The organism is Leptotrichia sp. oral taxon 223, from assembly GCF_013394795.1.
Classification (GTDB): Bacteria; Fusobacteriota; Fusobacteriia; order Fusobacteriales; family Leptotrichiaceae; genus Leptotrichia.
This window is the reverse complement of sequence record NZ_JABXYU010000001.1, coordinates 895,836-915,420: the sequence shown is the minus strand read 5'-3', so window position 1 is coordinate 915,420 and position 19,585 is coordinate 895,836. Positions and strand designations below refer to the sequence as shown.

Sequence of the window (19,585 nt, the reverse complement as noted above, 5' to 3'; positions counted from 1 at the left end):
TAAATGGACAGATTTGAAAGAATATTTGACTATCTGCTGAGAGTTGAGGGCGGATATTCAGATGACAAGCACGACAAAGGTGGAAAAACAAAATATGGAATAATTGAAGAAGAAGCGAGAGATTTTGGATATAAGGGAGATATGCAAGATTTAACAATTGATTTTGCAAAAAACATATATCTAAAAAAATACTATCTTGGGAATAAATTAGATAAAGTTGTAAACGACAAAGTGGCTTTATCTATATGCGACTGGGCTGTAAACAGCGGCAGAAATGGAACAAAAAACGCACAAATTGCTATAAATCAATTGACAAACGCAAATCTCGATGTTGACGGAATAATCGGAAACAAAACATTGGAAGCATTAAATTCGGTGGATCCTGAAAAATTTTTGGAAGTTTATCATAATTTGCAACGGATTTATTACAAAGGCTTGGTTGAGGCTGATAACACGCAAGAGAAATTTTTCTTAGGCTGGATGAATAGAATTGAAAGCAAGGAAAAATATTTAAGAGATTGGGATAAGGAAAATACAGAAAATAGAAAATATTATTTTGCCCAATCAAGTCTGGATAAAATGAAAAAAATACATCCGAGACTTGTTGAAGTTATGAAAGTGGCAATCGAAAACAGCCCATTTGATTTCAGAATCACTGATGGTGCTAGAACAGCAGAGGAGCAGTTTGCTTTATACCAAATCGGAAGAAGCAAGCCAGGCAGAATTGTAACAAATTGTGACGGCAAAAGAGCAAAATCAAACCATCAAATCAAAGCTGACGGATATGGACATGCAGTTGACATATTTCCTTGCGGAGTTATCGAAAATGGAGTATACAGAAAATTTACATCAAACGAAGGATATGACGACAAGAAATTAAGATTAATTGCAAATCATATCTTGGCAGTTGCAAAATCCAAAAACATTAACGTAGAATGGGGCGGAAACTGGAAAATGCACGATACGCCACATTTTGAACTAAAGTAATGAAAAAATACTTCAATAGAAGCTGTATTTGAACGCTAAAAATAATTTTGGTATAAATGGTTGGCTAGCAAGGTAAAATTGATTAAACGGCTTGTTAGCTACGTTAAAACTGATATTAACAAAAATAAGGAAAAAGGAGAGATAAAAATGGATAAAATGGTAAAAATTTGGATAATTAACAAGGCAGTTGAAATGGTAAAAGGTAAAATTTACAAAAATGAAATTGTAAATAAGGCAAAAACAGGAGCAGAAAAATTTGACGCAATCGCAAATGGATTTTGGGAAAAATTGGAAAGCTATGTTTTAAAAGAAAAAGAAATTGACAGAAAGTGGATCCCGAATTTTATCGAAGAAATTGGAGAGGATACAGTTCTAGCTTGCATAAAGGAATTGAAAACTAAGCTCGTTCCGTCTGAATTTATTCAACAAATTTTTGATTTTGAGAAAAAAGGTAACAAAAACATATTGTAGCAGCGAAAAGAGGACAAATTGTGGGGATAAATTTTGAAGAAGTAAAAGCTATAGTGGAGTTGGGGATAATGGGTGTCATAAGCTATACTTATATTACTCAACAAAAAAAACTTTTTGAACAGCAAGAGAAAACTATAACAGTTTTAGCTAAATTAGAAAATCAATTAAACAATGATTTTCTAAAAGGCAAAGGGCTGGAAATAGCTTTGATATTAAAAATTCAGGATATGCGTTGGGCAGTTCAAAAACGTATATTGAAGTATATAAAAAATAATCATTTAGAAGAAAACTGGGATGTTATCAGCAAGGAAATCAAAACTTTCTTTGATTCTAAAATGATTAATTTTGAAAACGAAATGCACGATATTATCGAGGAAACAACTTATAAACTATTATCTAAAATGATAAAAGATGAGTTTGAGCAGACAAAAGAGATATTGCTGCATATCTTGGACGATTTGAAAAAGGAAGGGGTTAAGGAAAAAGATTTGTATGGAAAAGCTGCAAGGATTGTGGAGACACATATGGAATCGATTGAAAACGAACTTGTTGCTAAAATAAAATCGATTATAAATTGATAGTCAGAAATGGCTATCTTTTTTTGTAAATAAATTTAAATATTTTTATCAAAAGGTGTTGACTTTTGATAAAAAGTGTAGTATAATAATATCAAGATAAAGGATGAATGAGGAGTGATTAAAATGACAAAAAATGAAATAGCTAAAAATATAAATAAAACAGTTAAAGGGATAGGAAGAACAATAGCTTTAGATTATAAAGCTGAGTTCAAAGTTGGGCAAATATTAACAGCTGAAAAAGCCGAAAGCTGGACAAACGGTGGAGAATTTATTGTTGAAACAACTAGAAAATATGAATATTTTCTTAACTGTATAAATGAAGTTGATGTTCACGAAGTAAACTATGATTTACTAAGTGAAGCTGAAACAGAAGAAGATGAAAAATATGCAGAAGAATATTATGAAGTATTGGGGACTGATGAAGATAGTTATTATGAAAAAGAAGTGTTAGTTCCAGCAGGTACAAAATTTGAAATCATAAGCGTAGCAGATGACAGCGCTTTTGAAGAAGTTGGTTATTGCGAAATAACTGTAAAAAGAATATAAGGAGGAGAAAATGGAAACAAAAAAAGAAACTCGGGGAGCAAAAAAAGGACGTCCAAAACCAGCAACAAGCGGACGCAAAAAAGCTGACCCAGGAATGAAGATAAAAAAAGTTTCTGTTGCGCTTCCTGAAAAGATGTGGGAAGAACTAACAGAACGAGCAGAAAAACAAGAGATTTCTAGAAATAAACTTATAAAAAATATACTAGAAATTTATTTAAAAAAATAACAAATATTTTTATCTAAAGGTGTTGACTTTTGATAAAAAGTATAGTATAATAATATCAAGAAAGGGGGAGATTGTTAAAAGACAAGGAACAGAAAGGAGAAAGAGATGAGCGAAATGACAGCTAAAGAAAATGAAATACTGATAAAGCTAATTATCAATCTTGTTGAAACAAGTAAAGATAAAGCAGAAGCAGTAGAAAAACTAAAAGCTCTACTTGATACAGACAAATAGAGCTTAAACCTAAATTATATGCAGTTGAGCCACCTTGTCGGCTCTCTGTATGTAAATTATAGCAAAAATTTAAAAAAATGGCAAGGGGAATAAAAAATGGAGGAAAAAAATGAGAACATTAGAAAACAAAATAATAGAAGATGTGAGAAATACAATTTTAAGAGAAGATTTAGACGATTTGAAAGATGAATATTTTGAAAACAAATTAAACATATTTAAGTTTTTTGAAAAATTCAAAATGAACGAATTAACATTAAAATATATTAAAATGTTTGAAAAAGTATTAAACAAAATTGCAGAAAAAGATTTTACAGAAGAAAAGTTTGAAGAAATAAAAAATGCTTTTCAAAAAAAAGAAAAGCAAATAAAATGGTTCTATGAAAATGACATCGAAGGAAGAAATTATGTAATAGATAAGCACAACAACTTGCAAATACAAGAAAGATTTGAAGAACTAAGTTTTGTTATCTATGAATTTGCAAAAAGAGAATACAGAAATCTAGAAAACAAAACAGAATCAGAAAAGCAAGAATTATTAAAAGATACTTCACTAATACACAATTATCTGAGAGAAAATAGTTTTGCAGCAGTAGCAGACGCAATAGCAGATGTAAAACTAGCTTGCAAAAAAGATTAATCAAATCGAAGGGGGGTGAGGTATTAAAAATCAGGAGGAAAAGGAATGAAAAAATTAAACTACTGGAATGTAAAAGAATATGCGTCTAAATCAGATTATTAACAAAGAGAGAGCAGATTTTAAAATCTGCTCTTTTTATAATTCAAAAAAAAGCATTGACAAAACATAAAAAAATGATACACTATATTAAATATTTATAATAAATATATTTTCAAGGGGAATAAAATGGCGGGAAAAAAGAAATATCAACGAGAGGAACTGATAATTAAACTGCAAGATTTAATTGATAGCGGCAAAGTGAAAAATACAAGTGATTTGGGAGGAAGTTTTTATAATACTTTAAGAACTTATATAGCTCCAAGTTGGAGTGAGATATTAAAAGTGGTTGATAGAGATTTAGAACATATTAATGTAAAAACAGAATCAGAAATAATAAAAGAATTACAAGAAATAGTAGATTCAGGGATAAAAGGAATTATGGAAGTGGAAAAAGTTTTATCTCGTGAAAGAATTTTGGCAAGATTAGATTGTAAAAGTATGAAAGAAGTTTTCAAAAAAATTAGCAGAGAAAAAGAAACAGAACATCTGTTTTTGTCAGAAAAAACAAAAGAAGAAATAACTAAAGATATTCAAAAATTAGTAGCAGAAGGAATTATAAGAACAATTTATGATTTAAACAAATATGATTATTCGTATAAAAGACTAAAGAAAATTTTTGGAAATATAACTTGGCGACAAATGGCTAAAGAAATGAAGTTAGATTTACATTTTAAAGCGGAAGTTGATGTAACTAACGAAGAACTGATTGATATTTATAAAGAATTATCAAGAGATTTGGACAAAGATGTAAAAGGAGCAACTGCAAGAGACATAAACGACAATTGCATTTATAATCGAGGATGTTTTGAGTTAAGATTTGGCAGTATCAATAATTTAAGAGAAATTTGCGGATATGAATTTAAAAAAAGGGAAGAAAAATGGACAAAGGAAGGAGTACTTGAAACTTTAATTAAAGAGTATAAAAAAAGAAATGGAAAATTAACTCTGAAAAATTTGAAGGAAATAAAAACACTCCCTTCTCAAGGCACTATTTGTAAAAAATTTAAAGTGACAAATTTTACAGAAGTTTTAAAAATAGTAGAAGCAGAAATAAAAAATGGGATTCTATAATCTTGGTATTGTATTTTAAAAAAGAGCCTAATATGGCTCTTATTTTTCTATATTCTTAATAGCTGTTTCAATCTTAATCTTCAAAATCTTTAAATCCTGAATTTTCATCTCTTCCAGCTCTATAATTTTAATTTGTTCTAGATTCTCAATATCTTTTTCATCTAAGTTTTTGATTTTTAAATTTTTCATTTACGACTCCATTGTATTTTCAAGTTATCTATGATAAAATGGTACAGGGAAGTTAATTAAATATCGCTCTAAAAGTGTGTGGTTAAGATTAGTGCGTACTTTCGCACCATTTGAGAATAAAAATTACCGATAGATACAAGAGCATAAGTTGCTCTTTTTTTTATAATTTAGATTGCAAATGTATGTGTATCTTAAAATAAGTTATTGGACTAAACCCATTTAGACAGTAAATTATTTGATGACAAGGAGTTCTGATTTTTTGCTGAAAAGAATTTCTTATAAATTCATTATTTCAAGTGTTAAGTGGGAAATGGTATTAAATAAAGAAAAAAGAGGGAAAAATGGAAAAAAGGAATGTGAAGATGATTTATCAGTATGACGGGAGTAAATTTTGCGGATTTCAGAGGCAAAACACAATGAAAACGGTACAGGGGGAGATTGAGAAAGTTATTTTCAGGACATTTTCGCAAAAGATAAATATGATTTCGTCGGGGAGGACTGACAAGGGAGTTCATGCGATGGAACAGGTTTCTAATTTTCTGATTGACAAGAATATTCCGCTTGAGGCGATAAAAAGGCAGATTAATAAATGTTTGAAAGGGGAAGTCAAAGTTTTAGGCATTGAGGAGGCAGATGGAAAGTTTAATGCACGGTTTGATGCAAAAAGTCGGACTTATTTGTATATTATGAGAACTGAAGAAGATATTACGCCATTTGAGGTGAATTATGTTACTGGCTTGAGAAAAAATGTGGATGCAGAAAAGTTTCAAGAAATAATGAATGATTTTGTAGGGAAATATGATTTTAGCAGTTTTATGAAAAAGGATAAGGCTTACAGGAATCCCGTGAGAGAAATTTTTTATATAAAATGCTATTATGATGAAAAATTTGGAGAAAAGCAGGTGAATGTGGAAATCTGTGGAAACGGGTTTTTAAAAACGATGGTTAGAATTATGATTGGCTCGGCACTTGCGGTTTATTTTGGCAATGAAGGAAAAGACTGCATTAGGAAAAAATTGGCAAATCCCAATGCTGACGGCAAGAAAATTTTGGCGGCTTCGGAAGGGCTGTACTTGTATAAGGTAAATTATTAGTAAAATTGAAAATAATATGTATAAACTTATTGATCTGGTAGAAGTTTAGATAGGTAGCAAAAAGTTATAGGCTTTAAATTATTAAATTATTATAAATTACAAATTATTTAATATAATTTTAGGTTTTATTTAAAAAAATTTATATTAGATATGTGAAAGGAGAATTTTTATGGAAAAGAATTATAAAATTAGGATATTGGATGCGAAAAAGGATTCGGACTTGCTGTTTAGGATTGTTAAGCATGAAAATGAGGTTTTTGGAGAGGCGACAGTTGGGAACTGGAATATTAAGCCATTTACGAAGTATGGAAAAGTTTTTGCGATGCTGAGTAATGATGAAAATGAGGAATTGATGTCGGTTATTGAGGTTTTGAGCAGCTTTGACAAGGAAGTGGCTTATGTTTACGGGGTTTCGACTGTGCCGAAGTTTGAAAGAAATGGATATGCGAGAATATTGCTTCAGTATGTAATGGAAACTTTGAAAGAAATGGGAATAAGAAGAATAGAGCTTACTGTCGATATGGATAATTTTACTGCGAAAAGAATTTATGAAGAACTGGGATTTGAAATTGTGGGAACTTTGGATAATGAGTACGGAGATAATGTTGAACGGTATTTGATGAGATATATGGTGTAATGAATTATGGTTGTCCTATTAAAACTTTAAGAATACTTAAATATCATTTTTTGCTTAAACTTTATTTAATTTAATTTAAAAGAAAATCAAATAATAGCAGGGTATAATTTATAATAACTTAGTTTTCGTTTATCGAAAATTTTGATAAAATTTTATGATTGGAATGTTTGGCAAAAGTCAATCATAAAATAGATTTAAGCATCTCAATTTTGCATTTCAAAAAAACTTATAGAGGAGTGATTAATTATGAAAAAATTGATATTAGGAATATTTTTATTATTTGGTGTACTTGGATTTTCAAGATATGTGGAACGTTGCAGAATAGTATCGGGGGATACTTGCGTGAGCCTTGAATCTGGAAAAAGATTTAATTTTAGAGGATACCCATTTTCAGGATTTAGAATTGGAGATGTCTATAGAGTATACTTTGAAGGGAATGGATACAGAAATCTATACTTCACAGGATCATCTTACCTTTATTAAAAAAGTTTTATAATTTAATTGTATAAAAAAATTAGATAATTTTTAGCAATTTTGCCAGACAAAAAAATTAAATTATTGTGATAAATTGAGATGTTTAAGAAATTTGGAAAAACAAATATAATAAAATATTGGAAAAGAGGAGATAATTATGAAACTGTTATTTAAAGCGGCAATTTTATTAAGCAGTATAGCAGGATTGATGAATGCGGCTGAAAAAGTGTGCATTGATCCGGGGCATCAGGCGAAAGGGAATATGCAGACAGAAGAAATAGCGCCTGGTTCAAAAAAGAGAAAACCCAAAGTGGCTTACGGGACAAAAGGAGTTGCTACGAAAAAGACAGAATACCAGCTGACTCTGGAAGTAGGATTGAAATTGAGGGATGCCTTGAAAGCTAAAGGGTACTCGGTATTTATGGTAAGAGAAACGAATAATGTAAATATAAGCAACAAGGAAAGAGCATTGATGACAAATAAGGCAGGATGCTCGGTTTATATAAGATTGCATGCAGATGCGGCAGGAAGCAGCACAAGAGGAGCAAGTGTACTCACATCATCACCTAATAATCCACATACAAAAAAAGTGCAGAAATCAAGCGACAGATTTTCAAGAGCAGTTTTATCAGAATACACAAAAGCAACAGGATTTAAAAGCAGAGGAGTTTCCTATAGAGATGATTTGACAGGAACAAACTGGTCAACAGTAACTAATACATTGCTAGAAATGGGATTCATGACAAATCCTGAAGAAGATAGAAAAATGGCTTCTTCTGATTTTCAAAATGTGATGGTAAAAGGAATTGTAAACGGGATTGAAAAATATTTTAGGGAAAGATAATTAAATTTTGAAGTAACAAGGCAAGTATGAAAGGAATTATATGAGTAATAAATTAAATTTAATTGTGATGCTCACCTATAATGATGAAACAGTGGACAATGCTCATGAAATTTTTGAACAGTGTAAAAATTCAGAAGCGAAATTTTGGGGACTTAAAGAAAAGTCCCTTTCGTTAGATAAAATGAAAAATTTATATAAATATATGAAGGAATGCGGTAAAATTACGTTTTTGGAAGTTGTAGAATATACAGAAAAAGGAGGGCTTGAAGGAGCCAGGATTGCAGTGGAATGTGGTTGTAACGTTCTTATGGGAACTGTATTTTTTGATTCTATTAATAAATTTTGTAAGGAAAATAATTTAAAATACATGCCATTTGTCGGAAAAGTTACAGAGCGTCCGTCAATTTTGGAAGGAGAAATAGAAGAGATTATTAAGGAAGCCGGCGAATATCTCAAAAAGGGTGTTTATGGATTTGATCTTTTAGGATACAGATATACTGGGAATGCACAAAAGCTTAATGAAACTTTTGTTTTGGAAATAAAGGCTCCAGTGTGCATAGCTGGAAGCATAAACGGCTATGAAAGGCTTGATGAATTGAAAAATGCTAATCCATGGGCATTTACAATTGGAAGCGCTTTCTTTGAAAATAAGTTTGACGGAACCTTTGAAGAGCAAATTAATAAAGTGTGCAGATACATAAGAAATTAAAAAATGAGTTTTTAGGGAGAAGTAAATGTTCAAAATTTTTTATCCATATGAATATGTTAAAAATGTTTTTTCCATTGACTATGATAAATTATACGGTAAAGGGTATAGAGGTTTAATATTTGATATAGATAATACATTAGTGCATCATGGAGATGATTCAACAGATGAAGTGGATGAGCTGTTTAAATACATACAGCAAATAGGTTTTAAAACGATTATATTATCAAATAACAGTGAAGAGAGAGTTAAAAGATTTCTTAAAAACATTAATTCACTTTATATATATGATGCAAAAAAGCCTGCTACGCTTAATTATTTAAAAGCTATAGAAAAATTGGGATTAAAAAAAGAAGAAGCGGCAGTTATAGGAGATCAGATTTTTACAGATATATGGGGAGCAAATAAAAGCGGAATACCAAGCATACTTGTAGAATATCTACGTAAGGAAAATGAAACTAAAATAGGTAAAAAAAGGCAGATTGAAAAAATAATTCTTATGTTTTATAAAAGAAATAAGGCATGTCAACATAGAATTGGAAATATCGTGAAAGAGGAGGTTTAAGTATGTCAAAGCGAAAAAGGAGAAATTTTTGTGATATTAATCCACTTTTTTATAGCATTTCTTTACATAAGGAAATTATAAAACGTAATTTAAAGGACTTTTTTTCAAAAGAAAAATTTGCTAAAACTAGGAGCAAAGAAAAATTACCTAATCTTGTCTCAAGTCATAGTTCCAACATAATAAGAAAAGGAAAAGGAATAGATCCAAAACTTCAAGAAAATAAAGCGATAAATTTAGAATTAGCCAGCAACAGGATTAATGGAATACTGATCCGTCCAGGCGAAGTATTTTCTTTTTGGAAAACAGTAGGAAAAGCTACAAAGAAAAAAGGGTACAAAGCTGGACGTGTAATATCTAAAAACAAACTGAAGCCTGGAATTGGTGGAGGACTTTGCAATTTAGGAAATACAATAAATTGGTTAGTTCTGCATAGTCCATTAGAAATAGTAGAACTTCATACTCATTCGGATGCACTAGATCCAAGTGCAGAAAAAAACCGAATACCGTTTAGTTCAGGGACATCAGTTTCTTATAACTATATTGACTATAGATTTAAAAATAATTCCAATCAGAATATTCAATTATTTGTTTGGTGTGAAGCTGGTAAATTAAAAGCGGAATTGAGGAGCGAAGCTGAATTCCCTTTGAAATATGAATTAGTTGAAGAAAATCATCATTTTAGAAAAAAAGGCGATAAATATTATAGAAGTTCTAAAATTTATAGAAACGCTATTGAAAAGTCAACAGAAAATTTGTTAAGCAAAGAGCTTATTTGGGATAATAATTCAATGGTTATGTATGATTACAATTTAATTCCGAAAGAACTGATAAGAGATTAGAATTCTAGTTTTGTCGAATAAATCTAATATACTTGTGTATATTTCAAAAAAATTAAATTAAAAGTGTTATAATTAAATATATGTTAAAATAAGAGCTGTTTTAGTGTTTTATAACTAAGGCAGTCTTTTTTTAGAAAAATTAGTTAGGATGTGATTTTATAAGTTAATACTAACCCCTTTTGAAAATAGGAATAAATTTTTATAACAGGGTTACTTAATAGCTATTTCATAATCATTCGACTTTTTTCTTTTTTATTTTTGTAGGATTGCTCATTGTCGCAAAACCTTATCTTGCAGTAAAGGTTTGTCCTAATAATTAAAATTGTGGCAAGATTGCTACGCAATAACCTATGGCTAGTCTATGACATTTTTATGCACTGACAAAAAACTCGTTATGCTCAAAAAGTTTTGTCAGCACAAAAAAATGCTCTGACAGATTAGTTTATACTAGACTCTGTTTAAAAAGTAAAAATTATATTTTAATTATTTGAAAATATTAGGTTTTTATCCTTTGCTAGAAAAGTTTGTAATAAATTCGTTATTTAAATGGAGTTTAGTATAAGATTTTTTTAGTCTAAAGGATATTTAAAATTATAAAAAAATATGACTTTATCTAGAATTTTGTTTCAAAAAATAAAAAAAGCATAATAATAATTCAATTTTTATTTAATTATATTGAAACCAAAATCAAACATGGAGAGGGTATACTATATAATATAAAAGGCTTAGTTTTTTTGTTCAAAATTTTGAAAAATATTTTTTTTTGATTTTTTGGTAAAAATGAATCTAAAAATTAAATATAATAAATATTTTGATTGGAAAAAATGATGAAATTTATAAAGGAGAAATTGAATTAAGAAAAAATTATTACTGTGGAAAGAAAGTACAGATAATCCAAGATTAATTTGGATAAATGGAAGTTTATTTTAAAGATAGTGGAAAGTAGAAAGGAAAGAAAATATGGATAGAAAAAAAGCAATAACTTTAGTTTGTATTGCAATATTTGTATTTTTTCTAGGAGGGGCTTTTTTGGCATATAGTTCTGGTATAAAAACACAGGAATTACAGACAAAAGTAAAGTTGGAGCAAGAAAAGACAAAACAGGAAATGATAAAAAATCAAAATGAACAGCAGCAAATGGCACAAGTAACAACTTTACAGAAAACCTCAACATCAGCGGCTGCTAGAAAAAGAACAAATTATGAGGCTGAATTGATGGATAGAATGAGTTCAGTTCAGGATATAGGTTTTGATGGGACTAATGGAGAAATGGGCGCACAGGCAAACCGAGCATATAAAGCTTGGGATAAGGAATTAAATAAAATTTATAGGCTTTTTATGTCAGAGTTGCCAGCCAGTCAAAAAACAAGATTACAAAATGAGGAAAGAGCTTGGTTGAAAAAAATGATTGATACAGTGGAAAGAGAATTAGATGATTCTTGCGGATTAGATGAAAATGGAACACGAATGGCATGTGGAACATTGGCTACATTAATTGAAATTGGAACAAAACTGGATATGGTAAAAGCTCGGACAATAGAACTTGCTAAGATGTATGATGAATTGCATGGTAATTAAATTTAGATATAAAAATAAAAAAATTAATTTTAATGTTAATTATATTTATTTTAACACTAAACGTGATAAGTTATGGTACTACAAAAAAGAAATCAGTAAGCGATAATAATACACTGAAAAAAGTGCAGAAATCAAACGACAGATTTTTAAGAACAATTTTATTAGAATACACAAAATCAACAGGATTTAAAAACAGAGGAGTTTCCTATAGAGATGATTTAATAGGCACAAATTGGTCAACAGTTACAAATACATTACTAGAAATGAGATTTATGACAAATCCTGAAGAAGATAGAAAAATCGCTTCTCCAGAATTTCAAAATGTAATGGTAAAAGGAATTGTGAATGGAATTGATAAGTATTTCAGAGAAAGATAGAATAAAAAATTCTGAATTTTATAAGAGAAAAAAATTAAAGTTAATAATATGTAAAGATAAGGACTGTTTTAGTGATTAGGCTAAAATAGTCTTTTTTTTGAGAAAAATAATTAGAAAATATAAGATTTGACTTTAGATTTAAGGTATTTTTATTTTAAAAGATACTTAAAGTTATGATAAAATGTGATTTTATTTAGAATTTTGTTTTAAAATATATGAAAAAATGTAAAAAAACATTGATTTTCTTTTTAAATTAATTTTTATTTAATGTTTTTGAAATTAAAATCAAACGGGGGGGGGTATAATATAAAAGGCTTAGTTTTCATATATTGAAAATTTGGAAAAAAATTTGCTGATTTTGTTATTTAGGAAAAATTAGACATAAAATTAAAATTATGAGATGATTTGTTTTCAAAATGTAATAAAATTTATAAAGGAATGATTAATTTATGAAAAAACTAATATTAGGAATGTTGTTATTATTTGGTGTTCTTGGTTTTTCAAGATATGTTGAAGAATGTAAAGTAATAGAAGATGATACTTGCATAAGTTTACAATCAGGGAAAAGGTTTAATTTTAGTAATTATGTTTTTGAAGACATTTCATATGGAAGTGTTTACAGAGTGTATTTTGAAGGAAATGGTTACAGAAATTTATATTTTACAGGAGCAACATATTTATATAATTTATATGACTAAATCTATTTTATCCAAAATATAAAAATAATGAAAGGAAAATAATTATGAATAAAAAAATTACTATAATAGTTATTATAGCAAGTGTTGTAATATTTACATTTTTTCTAGGAGGAGCTTTTTTGATGTACAGCTCTTACATAAAAACTCAAGAACTGCAGGCAAAGGTGAAACTAGAGCAAGAAAAGACAAAACAGGAAATGATAAAAAATCAAAATGAACAGCAACAAATGGCACAAGTAACAACTTCACAAGAAACATCTGCATCAGTAATTGCTAAAAAAAGGACAAATTATGAAGCTGAATTGATGAATAGAATGAGTTCAGTTCAAGATACAGGATTCGATGGTTCTGATAGTCAAATGTATTATCAAGCTGAAGCGGCGTATCAAGCATGGGATAAAGAATTGAATAAAGTTTATAAACTTCTTATGTCAGAGTTGCCAGACAGTCAAAAAACAAAATTACGAAACGAGGAAAGAGCTTGGTTAAAAGGAATGGTTAATAAAACCAAAAAAATAATATATGAAGAATGTGGAGAAGAAGGAGAAAATGGATGTGGAAGTATAGTTCAGTTAAGAAAAATTGGAACAAAAATAGATATGGTAAAAGCTCGGACTATAGAACTTGCAAGAATGTATGATAGTTTACATAATTAAGTAAATTATTAAAAATTATAGAATAATAAATAAATTTTAGGAGGAATTAAATTATGAAAAAACTAATTTTAATGATAATTACATTAATTTTAACAATAAATGTAGTAAGTTATAGTGCTACAAAAAAGAAAGTGTCAAGTAATAGTAATACACCACAAAAAGTGGCAGAAAATTTTATTAATGGCTATGCTGTTAGAAGTGAAAATAAAAATAAAGATAATTGGGTTTTGAAAAATCAAAATATTACGGAAGATTTTAGAGATATTTATGGACAGTTGGTTGAATATAATAATAATGCTGATTGGAGTGAAGGAATACCAGAGGATTATTTAGGAGTACCTATGGATGCCGACTGGGTATTAACTGGACAAGCTCCAGATACAAATGGTGGGTATAAAGCAATATATTATGATGAAGATACAGGATATGTATTGTTGAGATCTCGAAATGTTCACAATACTTATGTAAAAATGGTAAATATAGATGGTAATTGGTATGTAGATGGAGCAGGTTATGTCAATACTTATGATTTTCCAGATAAATTAAATGAAAGATTATATAATTGAAATTAAAAAAGGTTGTTTTTTGACAGCCTTATTTTTTTGTAATAAAAAAATTTAAAAAATAAACTTAAAAAAGTTCAGTATTTATAGCACTTCCTTTAATATCATAAAAAATTTTCTGAAAAAATGAAAAAATTTTAAAAAAAGTGTTGACAAATTTTAAAAAATGTAATATTATATATCTATAGTTAGCAACCTAACACAGAGAGTGCTAACAAGAAAAAGGAAGGTGCCGAGATGAATGATAGGGAGCAATTGATTTTAAAGGCTATTATCAAGCATTATCTGGAATTTGGTGAGAGTGTGGGATCACGGACACTTGAGAAGAAGTATAATATTGGAGTGTCTTCGGCGACTATTCGAAATACAATGGCAGATTTGGAAGATAAGGGCCTGATTGCAAAAACACATACATCTTCTGGGCGTATTCCGACAAGTGAAGGATATAAGCTGTATGTCGATGAGCTTTTGAAAATCAGGGATATTTCTCAGGAGGAAAAGGCGAAAGTCATGCAGGCGTACAATAGACGGATGAATCAGATTGATATGATATTTGAGGAAACATCCAGGTTATTGTCAAAAATTAGTCAATATGCCGGAGTTGTATTAGAGCCGGCGTTTACGCAGGAAGGTGTAAAAAAAGTAAAACTGGTGCATATTAATGAAACGACTGTACTTGCCGTAGTTGTAATGAATTCTTTCCTTACAAAAAATCTGAATATTTTTCTGGAAAAACCTGTAACTGAAAATGAAGTGGAAGCAATAAATAGTTTTTTGAATGAGAAAATTGCAAATAGTCAGTATTTTACATTGTCTGACTTGAAGGATTTTTTCACAAATACAAGTTTATTTTTGCAAAGCGATTTCGAGGATAATGGAATTTCCGATGAAGGAAAATTATTTTTTGAAGGGGGAACGAATTTAATTGAAAATAACGCATCCGATGTAATGAACCTTATAAACCGAGTAAAACTGTTTAATAATCCGAATGATTTGCGGAATGTGTTTTCACAGTTTTTGCAGATGGAGGAATTTAAGGATGGAGAAGTGAATGTGATTTTTGGAGAAGATTTGAAAATCGCAGGACTTGAGGATTTTTCGTTTGTGTTTTCGGTTTACACACTTAATAATGCGAAGGGGATTATTGGTGTGATTGGGCCAAAGAGGATGGAATATTCAAAGACGGTTGGACTCGTTGAATATGTGGCAGAAGAAGTAAATCAGTTATTAAATCAAAAAAATAAATAAGAAGGAGAGTGGGTTTTTTAAATGTCGGAAAAAGATTTGGAAAAGGAAAATTTGGAAGGTGAAGCTGTACAAAATGAGGCGGTTGAGGAACAAAATGAAAATGCAGAAAATAAAGCCGCTGAAAAAAGTATGGAGGAAACTTCTGATGATTGTGGCAATAAGGTAAAAAAATTGGAAGCTGAACTTCAGGAATGGAAAAATTCATACACAAGAAAGTTAGCTGAATTTCAAAACTTTGCAAAAAGGAAAGAAAATGAAGTTGCTGAAATGAGAAAATACGCTTCTGAAGAAATTGTCGTTAAATTGCTGGACAATATAGATAATCTGGAAAGAGCGGTTGACGCCTCGAAGGAAAGTCAAAACTTTGATTCATTAATCGAAGGAGTTAATATGATTTTGAATAATTTGAAGCATTTATTGACTGAAGAAGGCGTGGAAGAAATTGAAGCGGCTGGAAAAGAGTACAATCCTTACGAACATAAAGCAATGATTACTGAAAACAAAGAAGAACTGGATGACAACATGGTTGTGCAAGTTTTCCAGAAAGGGTACAAGATGAAAGGGAAGGTTGTAAGGCCTGCGATGGTAACAGTTAATAAGAAATAGTAAAAAATGAAATTTAAAAATAAATAAATTTGAAAAAAATTATAATAAAATATTTGATAATTAAGGAGAATGATAGATATGAGTAAAATAATAGGAATAGATTTAGGGACAACAAACAGCTGCGTGGCAGTTATGGAAGGTGGAAACTTTTCAATTATACCAAATTCTGATGGTGGGAGAACTACTCCGTCAGTTGTAAATATTAAGGATAATGGAGAAATTATTGTAGGGGAAATTGCAAAAAGACAGGCTATTACAAATCCTGATTCGACTGTAATTTCAATAAAGACACAAATGGGATCAGACTATAAAGTAAATATTCATGGAAAAGACTATACACCACAAGAAATTTCAGCCATGATATTGAAAAAATTGAAAAAAGATGCTGAATCTTACTTGGGAGAATCTGTAACAGAAGCTGTAATTACAGTGCCTGCATACTTTACAGATGCACAAAGACAAGCAACAAAGGATGCTGGAGAAATTGCAGGACTTAAAGTTCAAAGAATTATAAATGAGCCAACAGCGGCTGCATTATCTTATGGACTAGACAAGAAAAAAGAAGAAAAAGTATTAGTATTTGACTTGGGTGGAGGTACATTTGACGTATCTGTGCTTGAAATTGGGGATGGAGTTGTGGAAGTTATTTCAACTTCTGGAAATAACCACTTAGGTGGAGACAATTTTGACCAAAAAATCATTGACTGGTTGGCTGATGAGTTTAAAAAAGAAACTGGAATTGATTTGAGAAACGATAAAATGGCAGTTCAAAGATTGAAAGATGCAGCAGAAGATGCCAAGAAAAAATTATCAACTACATTAGAAACACAAATTTCATTACCATTTATTACAATGGATGCAAGTGGACCAAAACATTTGGAAAAGAAATTAACTCGTGCGGCATTTGATGAATTGACAAAAGACTTGGTTGAAGCAACTAAAGGGCCAGTAAAACAAGCGTTGGAAGATGCTGATTTAAGCCCTAACGAAATTAATGAAGTATTGCTGGTTGGAGGTTCTACAAGAATTCCAGCGGTTCAAGAATGGGTAAAATCTTTCTTAGGAAAAGAACCTAACAAATCAATCAATCCTGATGAAGTAGTTGCGGCAGGAGCGGCAATTCAAGGTGGAGTATTAATGGGAGACGTTAAAGACGTATTGTTATTAGACGTAACTCCATTATCATTAGGAATTGAAACTTTAGGTGGAGTATTTACTAAAATAATTGAAAGAAACACAACTGTGCCAGTTAAAAAATCACAAGTGTTCTCAACAGCGGCTGATAATCAACCAGCAGTATCAATCAACGTATTGCAAGGAGAAAGAGCAAAAGCTGCAGACAACCACAAATTAGGAGAATTTAACTTGGAAGGAATCCCAGCAGCTCCAAGAGGAATTCCTCAAATTGAAGTAACATTCGACATTGACGCAAATGGAATTGTACACGTTTCTGCAAAAGACTTGGGAACTGGAAAAGAAAACACAGTAACAATTTCTGGAAGTTCTAACTTGTCTAAAGACGACATCGAAAAAATGAAAAAAGATGCCGAAGCACACGAAGCTGAAGATAAAAAATTCCAAGAATTAGTTGAAGTTAGAAACCAAGCTGATCAATTGGTAATTGCAACAGAAAAAACAATAAAAGAAAATGAAGCTAAACTTCAAGGAACTGAAAAAGAAGACATCGAAAAAGCAATAGAAGAATTGAAAAAAGTAAAAGATGGCGACGATGTAGAAGCAATCAGAAAATCAATTGAAGAATTATCAAAAGTTTCTCAAGGTTTCGCAACAAGAATGTACCAAGAAGCAGCTCAAGCACAACAAGCAGCACAAGGCGGAGAAACAGCTGGAGAAAATAATAACTCTGGTGCTGACGATGTGGAAGATGCGGAAGTTGTGGATTAATTAAGAAATATAAAAAATTGAAGTAAAAGAAAATATTGTGGAGGAAGGGGAATTAGTTCTCCTTCTTTTGTAAAAAATAATTGTTTTTTTTACGAAAAAAGTATATACTATGGATATACTTTTGAAAAGGAGAAATTGTTATGACAGAGGTTTCAAAAATAAAAAAATGGGGAAATAGTCAAGGTATCAGAATACCTAAAAAAATGTTAGAAATGTTAGATTTAAAAGTAAATGACAGTATTTCAATTGAAGAAGGGGAAAATTGCTTGAAAATAAAAAAAGTAGAAGAAAAATTGAGCAATATTGAGAAATTATTTTTAAATTATGATGGTGAATATGAAAAAATAGATTTAGACTGGGATAATGAGGTTGGTAAAGAAATATGGTAAAACAAGGGGATATAATAAAAATAAACTTTAATCCAAATAAAGGGCATGAGCAGGCAGGATATAGACCAGCTTTAGTTATTAGTAACAACACATATAATAATCAAACTAAAATGGCAATTGTTTGTCCAATAACTAACACATCGAAAGAATTTCCACTACATGTAGAATTAGATGAAAGAGTAGATATAACTGGTGTAATACTCTGTGAACATGTTCGTGCAATGGATATTTATGAAAGAGGATACAAATATATAGAAAAATTACCAAAAGATCTGTTAAAAAAGGTATCTGAAGTTATTGGGTTTGAGATTGAGGTTGTATAGAAATAAATTCTTTATAGAGGATGTGTTAAAGATGGAAAGTACAATAAATACTTTAAAATATGGGAATGTTGAAATTGCAGTTGCGGATAGAGGAGCGGAATTACGAAGTTATAAAGTGAATGGAGAAGAGTTTATGTGGGACAGAAAGCCTGAGTTTTGGGCTGCCAGTTCACCTGTGCTGTTTCCGTTTGTTGGGACTATAAAAAATGGGGCTTATAGTTACAACGGAAAAGAATATAAAATTTCTACACGGCATGGATTTGCTCGAACTGAGGATTTTGAACTGGTTGAGAAAAATGAAACTTCTTTGAAGTTTAGATTTTCTTCTAATAAAGAAACCTTACAGAAGTATCCGTTTGAGTTTGAATTGTTTATAACTTATACAATTGTTGGAAATACTTTGGAAATTGGGTATAATGTTGTTAATAAAAATAATTCTGATATGTATTTTTCGCTTGGGACACATCCTGCATTTGCACTTGATGTAAATGATGATATAAAATTGAGTGATTATTATTTGGAATTTGAGAAAAATGAAACTTCGCAGAAATATAAACTTACTGATAATGGGTTAGTTTTTGATGAAAAAGTTGATTGCTTGAATAATGAGAATAAATTGCAGATAACTGAAACAGTGTTTGATGATGATGCAATAGTATTTGATGATTTGAAATCAGAGAAAGTTACGATAAAAAATAGTAAAAATTCTAAAGAGCTTAGTGTTGAGTATAAAGGGTTTCCTTATATTGCATTCTGGAGCAAGCCGAAAGCTCCTTATGTGTGTATAGAGCCTTGGTATGGAATTTCTGACTTTGAAAGTGCGAGCGGGAAATTGGAAGAAAAAATTGGAATTTTGAAATTGAAAGATGGAGAAGAATTTTTTGCAAAATTAGTTGTGGAAGGAAAAAAATAACGAAAAATTTCAAATTTATATTGGTTTTATTGAAAATTTAGGTTATAATATACTCAATTAATTTTTAAAACTGATTATTAAATGATTATATTTTTAGTATGATATTTAAGGTTTAATGTAAACTAAAAAATTATA

The 19,585-nt window shown here is 30.1% G+C and carries 26 protein-coding genes and 1 pseudogene; 26 read left to right on the top strand and 1 reads right to left on the bottom strand.

Annotation, left to right across the window (positions count from 1 at the left end; genetic code table 11):
* The first annotated feature begins 3 nt into the window (after nucleotides 1–3).
* From HW275_RS04330 to HW275_RS04300, 8 genes are all read left to right on the top strand, one after another.
* On the top strand, nucleotides 4–987 hold the full coding sequence (locus HW275_RS04330) for a glycosyl hydrolase 108 family protein (protein ID WP_178935411.1): 984 nt from the start codon (nucleotides 4–6) through the stop codon (nucleotides 985–987).
* 147 nt (nucleotides 988–1,134) lie between these two features.
* A complete protein-coding gene (locus HW275_RS04325; protein ID WP_178935410.1) occupies nucleotides 1,135–1,458 on the top strand; it encodes a universal stress protein in 324 nt (107 codons plus the stop codon).
* Nucleotides 1,459–1,478: 20 nt separating this feature from the next.
* Complete coding sequence (locus HW275_RS04320; protein WP_178935409.1) at nucleotides 1,479–2,036, top strand: hypothetical protein; 558 nt, start codon at nucleotides 1,479–1,481, stop codon at nucleotides 2,034–2,036.
* A gap of 123 nt (nucleotides 2,037–2,159) precedes the next feature.
* Nucleotides 2,160–2,582: a hypothetical protein gene (locus HW275_RS04315; RefSeq protein WP_178935408.1), complete on the top strand. Its 423-nt coding sequence runs from the start codon at nucleotides 2,160–2,162 to the stop codon at nucleotides 2,580–2,582.
* 10 nt (nucleotides 2,583–2,592) lie between these two features.
* Nucleotides 2,593–2,808, top strand: a complete 216-nt coding sequence (locus tag HW275_RS04310) for a ribbon-helix-helix protein, CopG family (protein WP_178935407.1) — start codon at nucleotides 2,593–2,595, stop codon at nucleotides 2,806–2,808.
* A 105-nt stretch (nucleotides 2,809–2,913) separates the two neighbouring features.
* A complete protein-coding gene (locus tag HW275_RS12375) occupies nucleotides 2,914–3,039 on the top strand; it encodes a hypothetical protein (protein WP_255460013.1) in 126 nt (41 codons plus the stop codon).
* Nucleotides 3,040–3,148: 109 nt separating this feature from the next.
* Nucleotides 3,149–3,676 (top strand): hypothetical protein, encoded by a 528-nt coding sequence (locus HW275_RS04305; protein ID WP_178935406.1) that lies wholly within the window; start codon nucleotides 3,149–3,151, stop codon nucleotides 3,674–3,676.
* A gap of 225 nt (nucleotides 3,677–3,901) precedes the next feature.
* Complete coding sequence (locus HW275_RS04300; RefSeq protein WP_178935405.1) at nucleotides 3,902–4,846, top strand: hypothetical protein; 945 nt, start codon at nucleotides 3,902–3,904, stop codon at nucleotides 4,844–4,846.
* A 39-nt stretch (nucleotides 4,847–4,885) separates the two neighbouring features.
* On the opposite strand, the gene HW275_RS04295 is transcribed toward HW275_RS04300, so the two are convergent.
* Complete coding sequence (locus tag HW275_RS04295) at nucleotides 4,886–5,035, bottom strand: hypothetical protein (RefSeq protein ID WP_178935404.1); 150 nt, start codon at nucleotides 5,033–5,035, stop codon at nucleotides 4,886–4,888.
* 341 nt (nucleotides 5,036–5,376) lie between these two features.
* On the opposite strand from HW275_RS04295, the gene truA reads away from it, so the two are divergent.
* From truA to HW275_RS04205, 18 genes and pseudogenes are all read left to right on the top strand, one after another.
* Complete coding sequence (gene truA, locus HW275_RS04290) at nucleotides 5,377–6,129, top strand: tRNA pseudouridine(38-40) synthase TruA (protein WP_178935403.1); 753 nt, start codon at nucleotides 5,377–5,379, stop codon at nucleotides 6,127–6,129.
* 169 nt (nucleotides 6,130–6,298) lie between these two features.
* The gene (locus HW275_RS04285) at nucleotides 6,299–6,766 is read left to right on the top strand and encodes an N-acetyltransferase (protein WP_178935402.1); all 468 of its coding nucleotides are present in this window, start codon (nucleotides 6,299–6,301) and stop codon (nucleotides 6,764–6,766) included.
* A 246-nt stretch (nucleotides 6,767–7,012) separates the two neighbouring features.
* Entirely contained in the window at nucleotides 7,013–7,249 is a 237-nt protein-coding gene (locus HW275_RS04280; RefSeq protein WP_178935401.1) for a hypothetical protein, read from the top strand.
* A 148-nt stretch (nucleotides 7,250–7,397) separates the two neighbouring features.
* Entirely contained in the window at nucleotides 7,398–8,084 is a 687-nt protein-coding gene (locus HW275_RS04275; RefSeq protein ID WP_178935400.1) for an N-acetylmuramoyl-L-alanine amidase, read from the top strand.
* Between the two features lie 40 nt (nucleotides 8,085–8,124).
* Nucleotides 8,125–8,793, top strand: coding sequence for a hypothetical protein (locus HW275_RS04270; RefSeq protein WP_178935399.1), 669 nt, complete (start codon nucleotides 8,125–8,127; stop codon nucleotides 8,791–8,793).
* Nucleotides 8,794–8,818: 25 nt separating this feature from the next.
* Nucleotides 8,819–9,355 carry a YqeG family HAD IIIA-type phosphatase gene (locus HW275_RS04265; RefSeq protein ID WP_178935398.1) on the top strand — a complete coding sequence of 179 codons (537 nt, stop codon included), beginning with the start codon at nucleotides 8,819–8,821 and terminating at the stop codon, nucleotides 9,353–9,355.
* A 2-nt stretch (nucleotides 9,356–9,357) separates the two neighbouring features.
* Complete coding sequence (locus tag HW275_RS04260; protein WP_178935397.1) at nucleotides 9,358–10,194, top strand: VanW family protein; 837 nt, start codon at nucleotides 9,358–9,360, stop codon at nucleotides 10,192–10,194.
* Nucleotides 10,195–11,154: 960 nt separating this feature from the next.
* Nucleotides 11,155–11,772: a lysozyme inhibitor LprI family protein gene (locus HW275_RS04255; RefSeq protein WP_178935396.1), complete on the top strand. Its 618-nt coding sequence runs from the start codon at nucleotides 11,155–11,157 to the stop codon at nucleotides 11,770–11,772.
* Nucleotides 11,773–11,885: 113 nt separating this feature from the next.
* Nucleotides 11,886–12,149 (top strand): annotated as a pseudogene (locus HW275_RS04250) (N-acetylmuramoyl-L-alanine amidase); the annotation flags it as partial.
* 449 nt (nucleotides 12,150–12,598) lie between these two features.
* Nucleotides 12,599–12,847: a hypothetical protein gene (locus HW275_RS04245; RefSeq protein ID WP_178935395.1), complete on the top strand. Its 249-nt coding sequence runs from the start codon at nucleotides 12,599–12,601 to the stop codon at nucleotides 12,845–12,847.
* Between the two features lie 44 nt (nucleotides 12,848–12,891).
* Nucleotides 12,892–13,503 carry a lysozyme inhibitor LprI family protein gene (locus HW275_RS04240; RefSeq protein WP_178935394.1) on the top strand — a complete coding sequence of 204 codons (612 nt, stop codon included), beginning with the start codon at nucleotides 12,892–12,894 and terminating at the stop codon, nucleotides 13,501–13,503.
* A 53-nt stretch (nucleotides 13,504–13,556) separates the two neighbouring features.
* Nucleotides 13,557–14,069 (top strand): hypothetical protein, encoded by a 513-nt coding sequence (locus HW275_RS04235; protein WP_178935393.1) that lies wholly within the window; start codon nucleotides 13,557–13,559, stop codon nucleotides 14,067–14,069.
* A gap of 234 nt (nucleotides 14,070–14,303) precedes the next feature.
* Nucleotides 14,304–15,314, top strand: a complete 1,011-nt coding sequence (gene hrcA, locus HW275_RS04230) for a heat-inducible transcriptional repressor HrcA (RefSeq protein ID WP_178935392.1) — start codon at nucleotides 14,304–14,306, stop codon at nucleotides 15,312–15,314.
* 21 nt (nucleotides 15,315–15,335) lie between these two features.
* The gene (gene grpE, locus HW275_RS04225; protein WP_146997462.1) at nucleotides 15,336–15,920 is read left to right on the top strand and encodes a nucleotide exchange factor GrpE; all 585 of its coding nucleotides are present in this window, start codon (nucleotides 15,336–15,338) and stop codon (nucleotides 15,918–15,920) included.
* A gap of 78 nt (nucleotides 15,921–15,998) precedes the next feature.
* Nucleotides 15,999–17,825 (top strand): molecular chaperone DnaK, encoded by a 1,827-nt coding sequence (gene dnaK, locus HW275_RS04220; RefSeq protein WP_178935391.1) that lies wholly within the window; start codon nucleotides 15,999–16,001, stop codon nucleotides 17,823–17,825.
* 140 nt (nucleotides 17,826–17,965) lie between these two features.
* Nucleotides 17,966–18,214 (top strand): AbrB/MazE/SpoVT family DNA-binding domain-containing protein, encoded by a 249-nt coding sequence (locus tag HW275_RS04215; RefSeq protein WP_178935390.1) that lies wholly within the window; start codon nucleotides 17,966–17,968, stop codon nucleotides 18,212–18,214.
* The gene (locus HW275_RS04210; protein WP_178935389.1) at nucleotides 18,208–18,537 is read left to right on the top strand and encodes a type II toxin-antitoxin system PemK/MazF family toxin; all 330 of its coding nucleotides are present in this window, start codon (nucleotides 18,208–18,210) and stop codon (nucleotides 18,535–18,537) included. Before HW275_RS04215 ends, HW275_RS04210 begins: the two co-directional genes overlap by 7 nt.
* A 31-nt stretch (nucleotides 18,538–18,568) precedes the next feature.
* Complete coding sequence (locus HW275_RS04205) at nucleotides 18,569–19,450, top strand: aldose 1-epimerase family protein (RefSeq protein ID WP_178935388.1); 882 nt, start codon at nucleotides 18,569–18,571, stop codon at nucleotides 19,448–19,450.
* The last annotated feature ends 135 nt before the right edge of the window (nucleotides 19,451–19,585 follow it).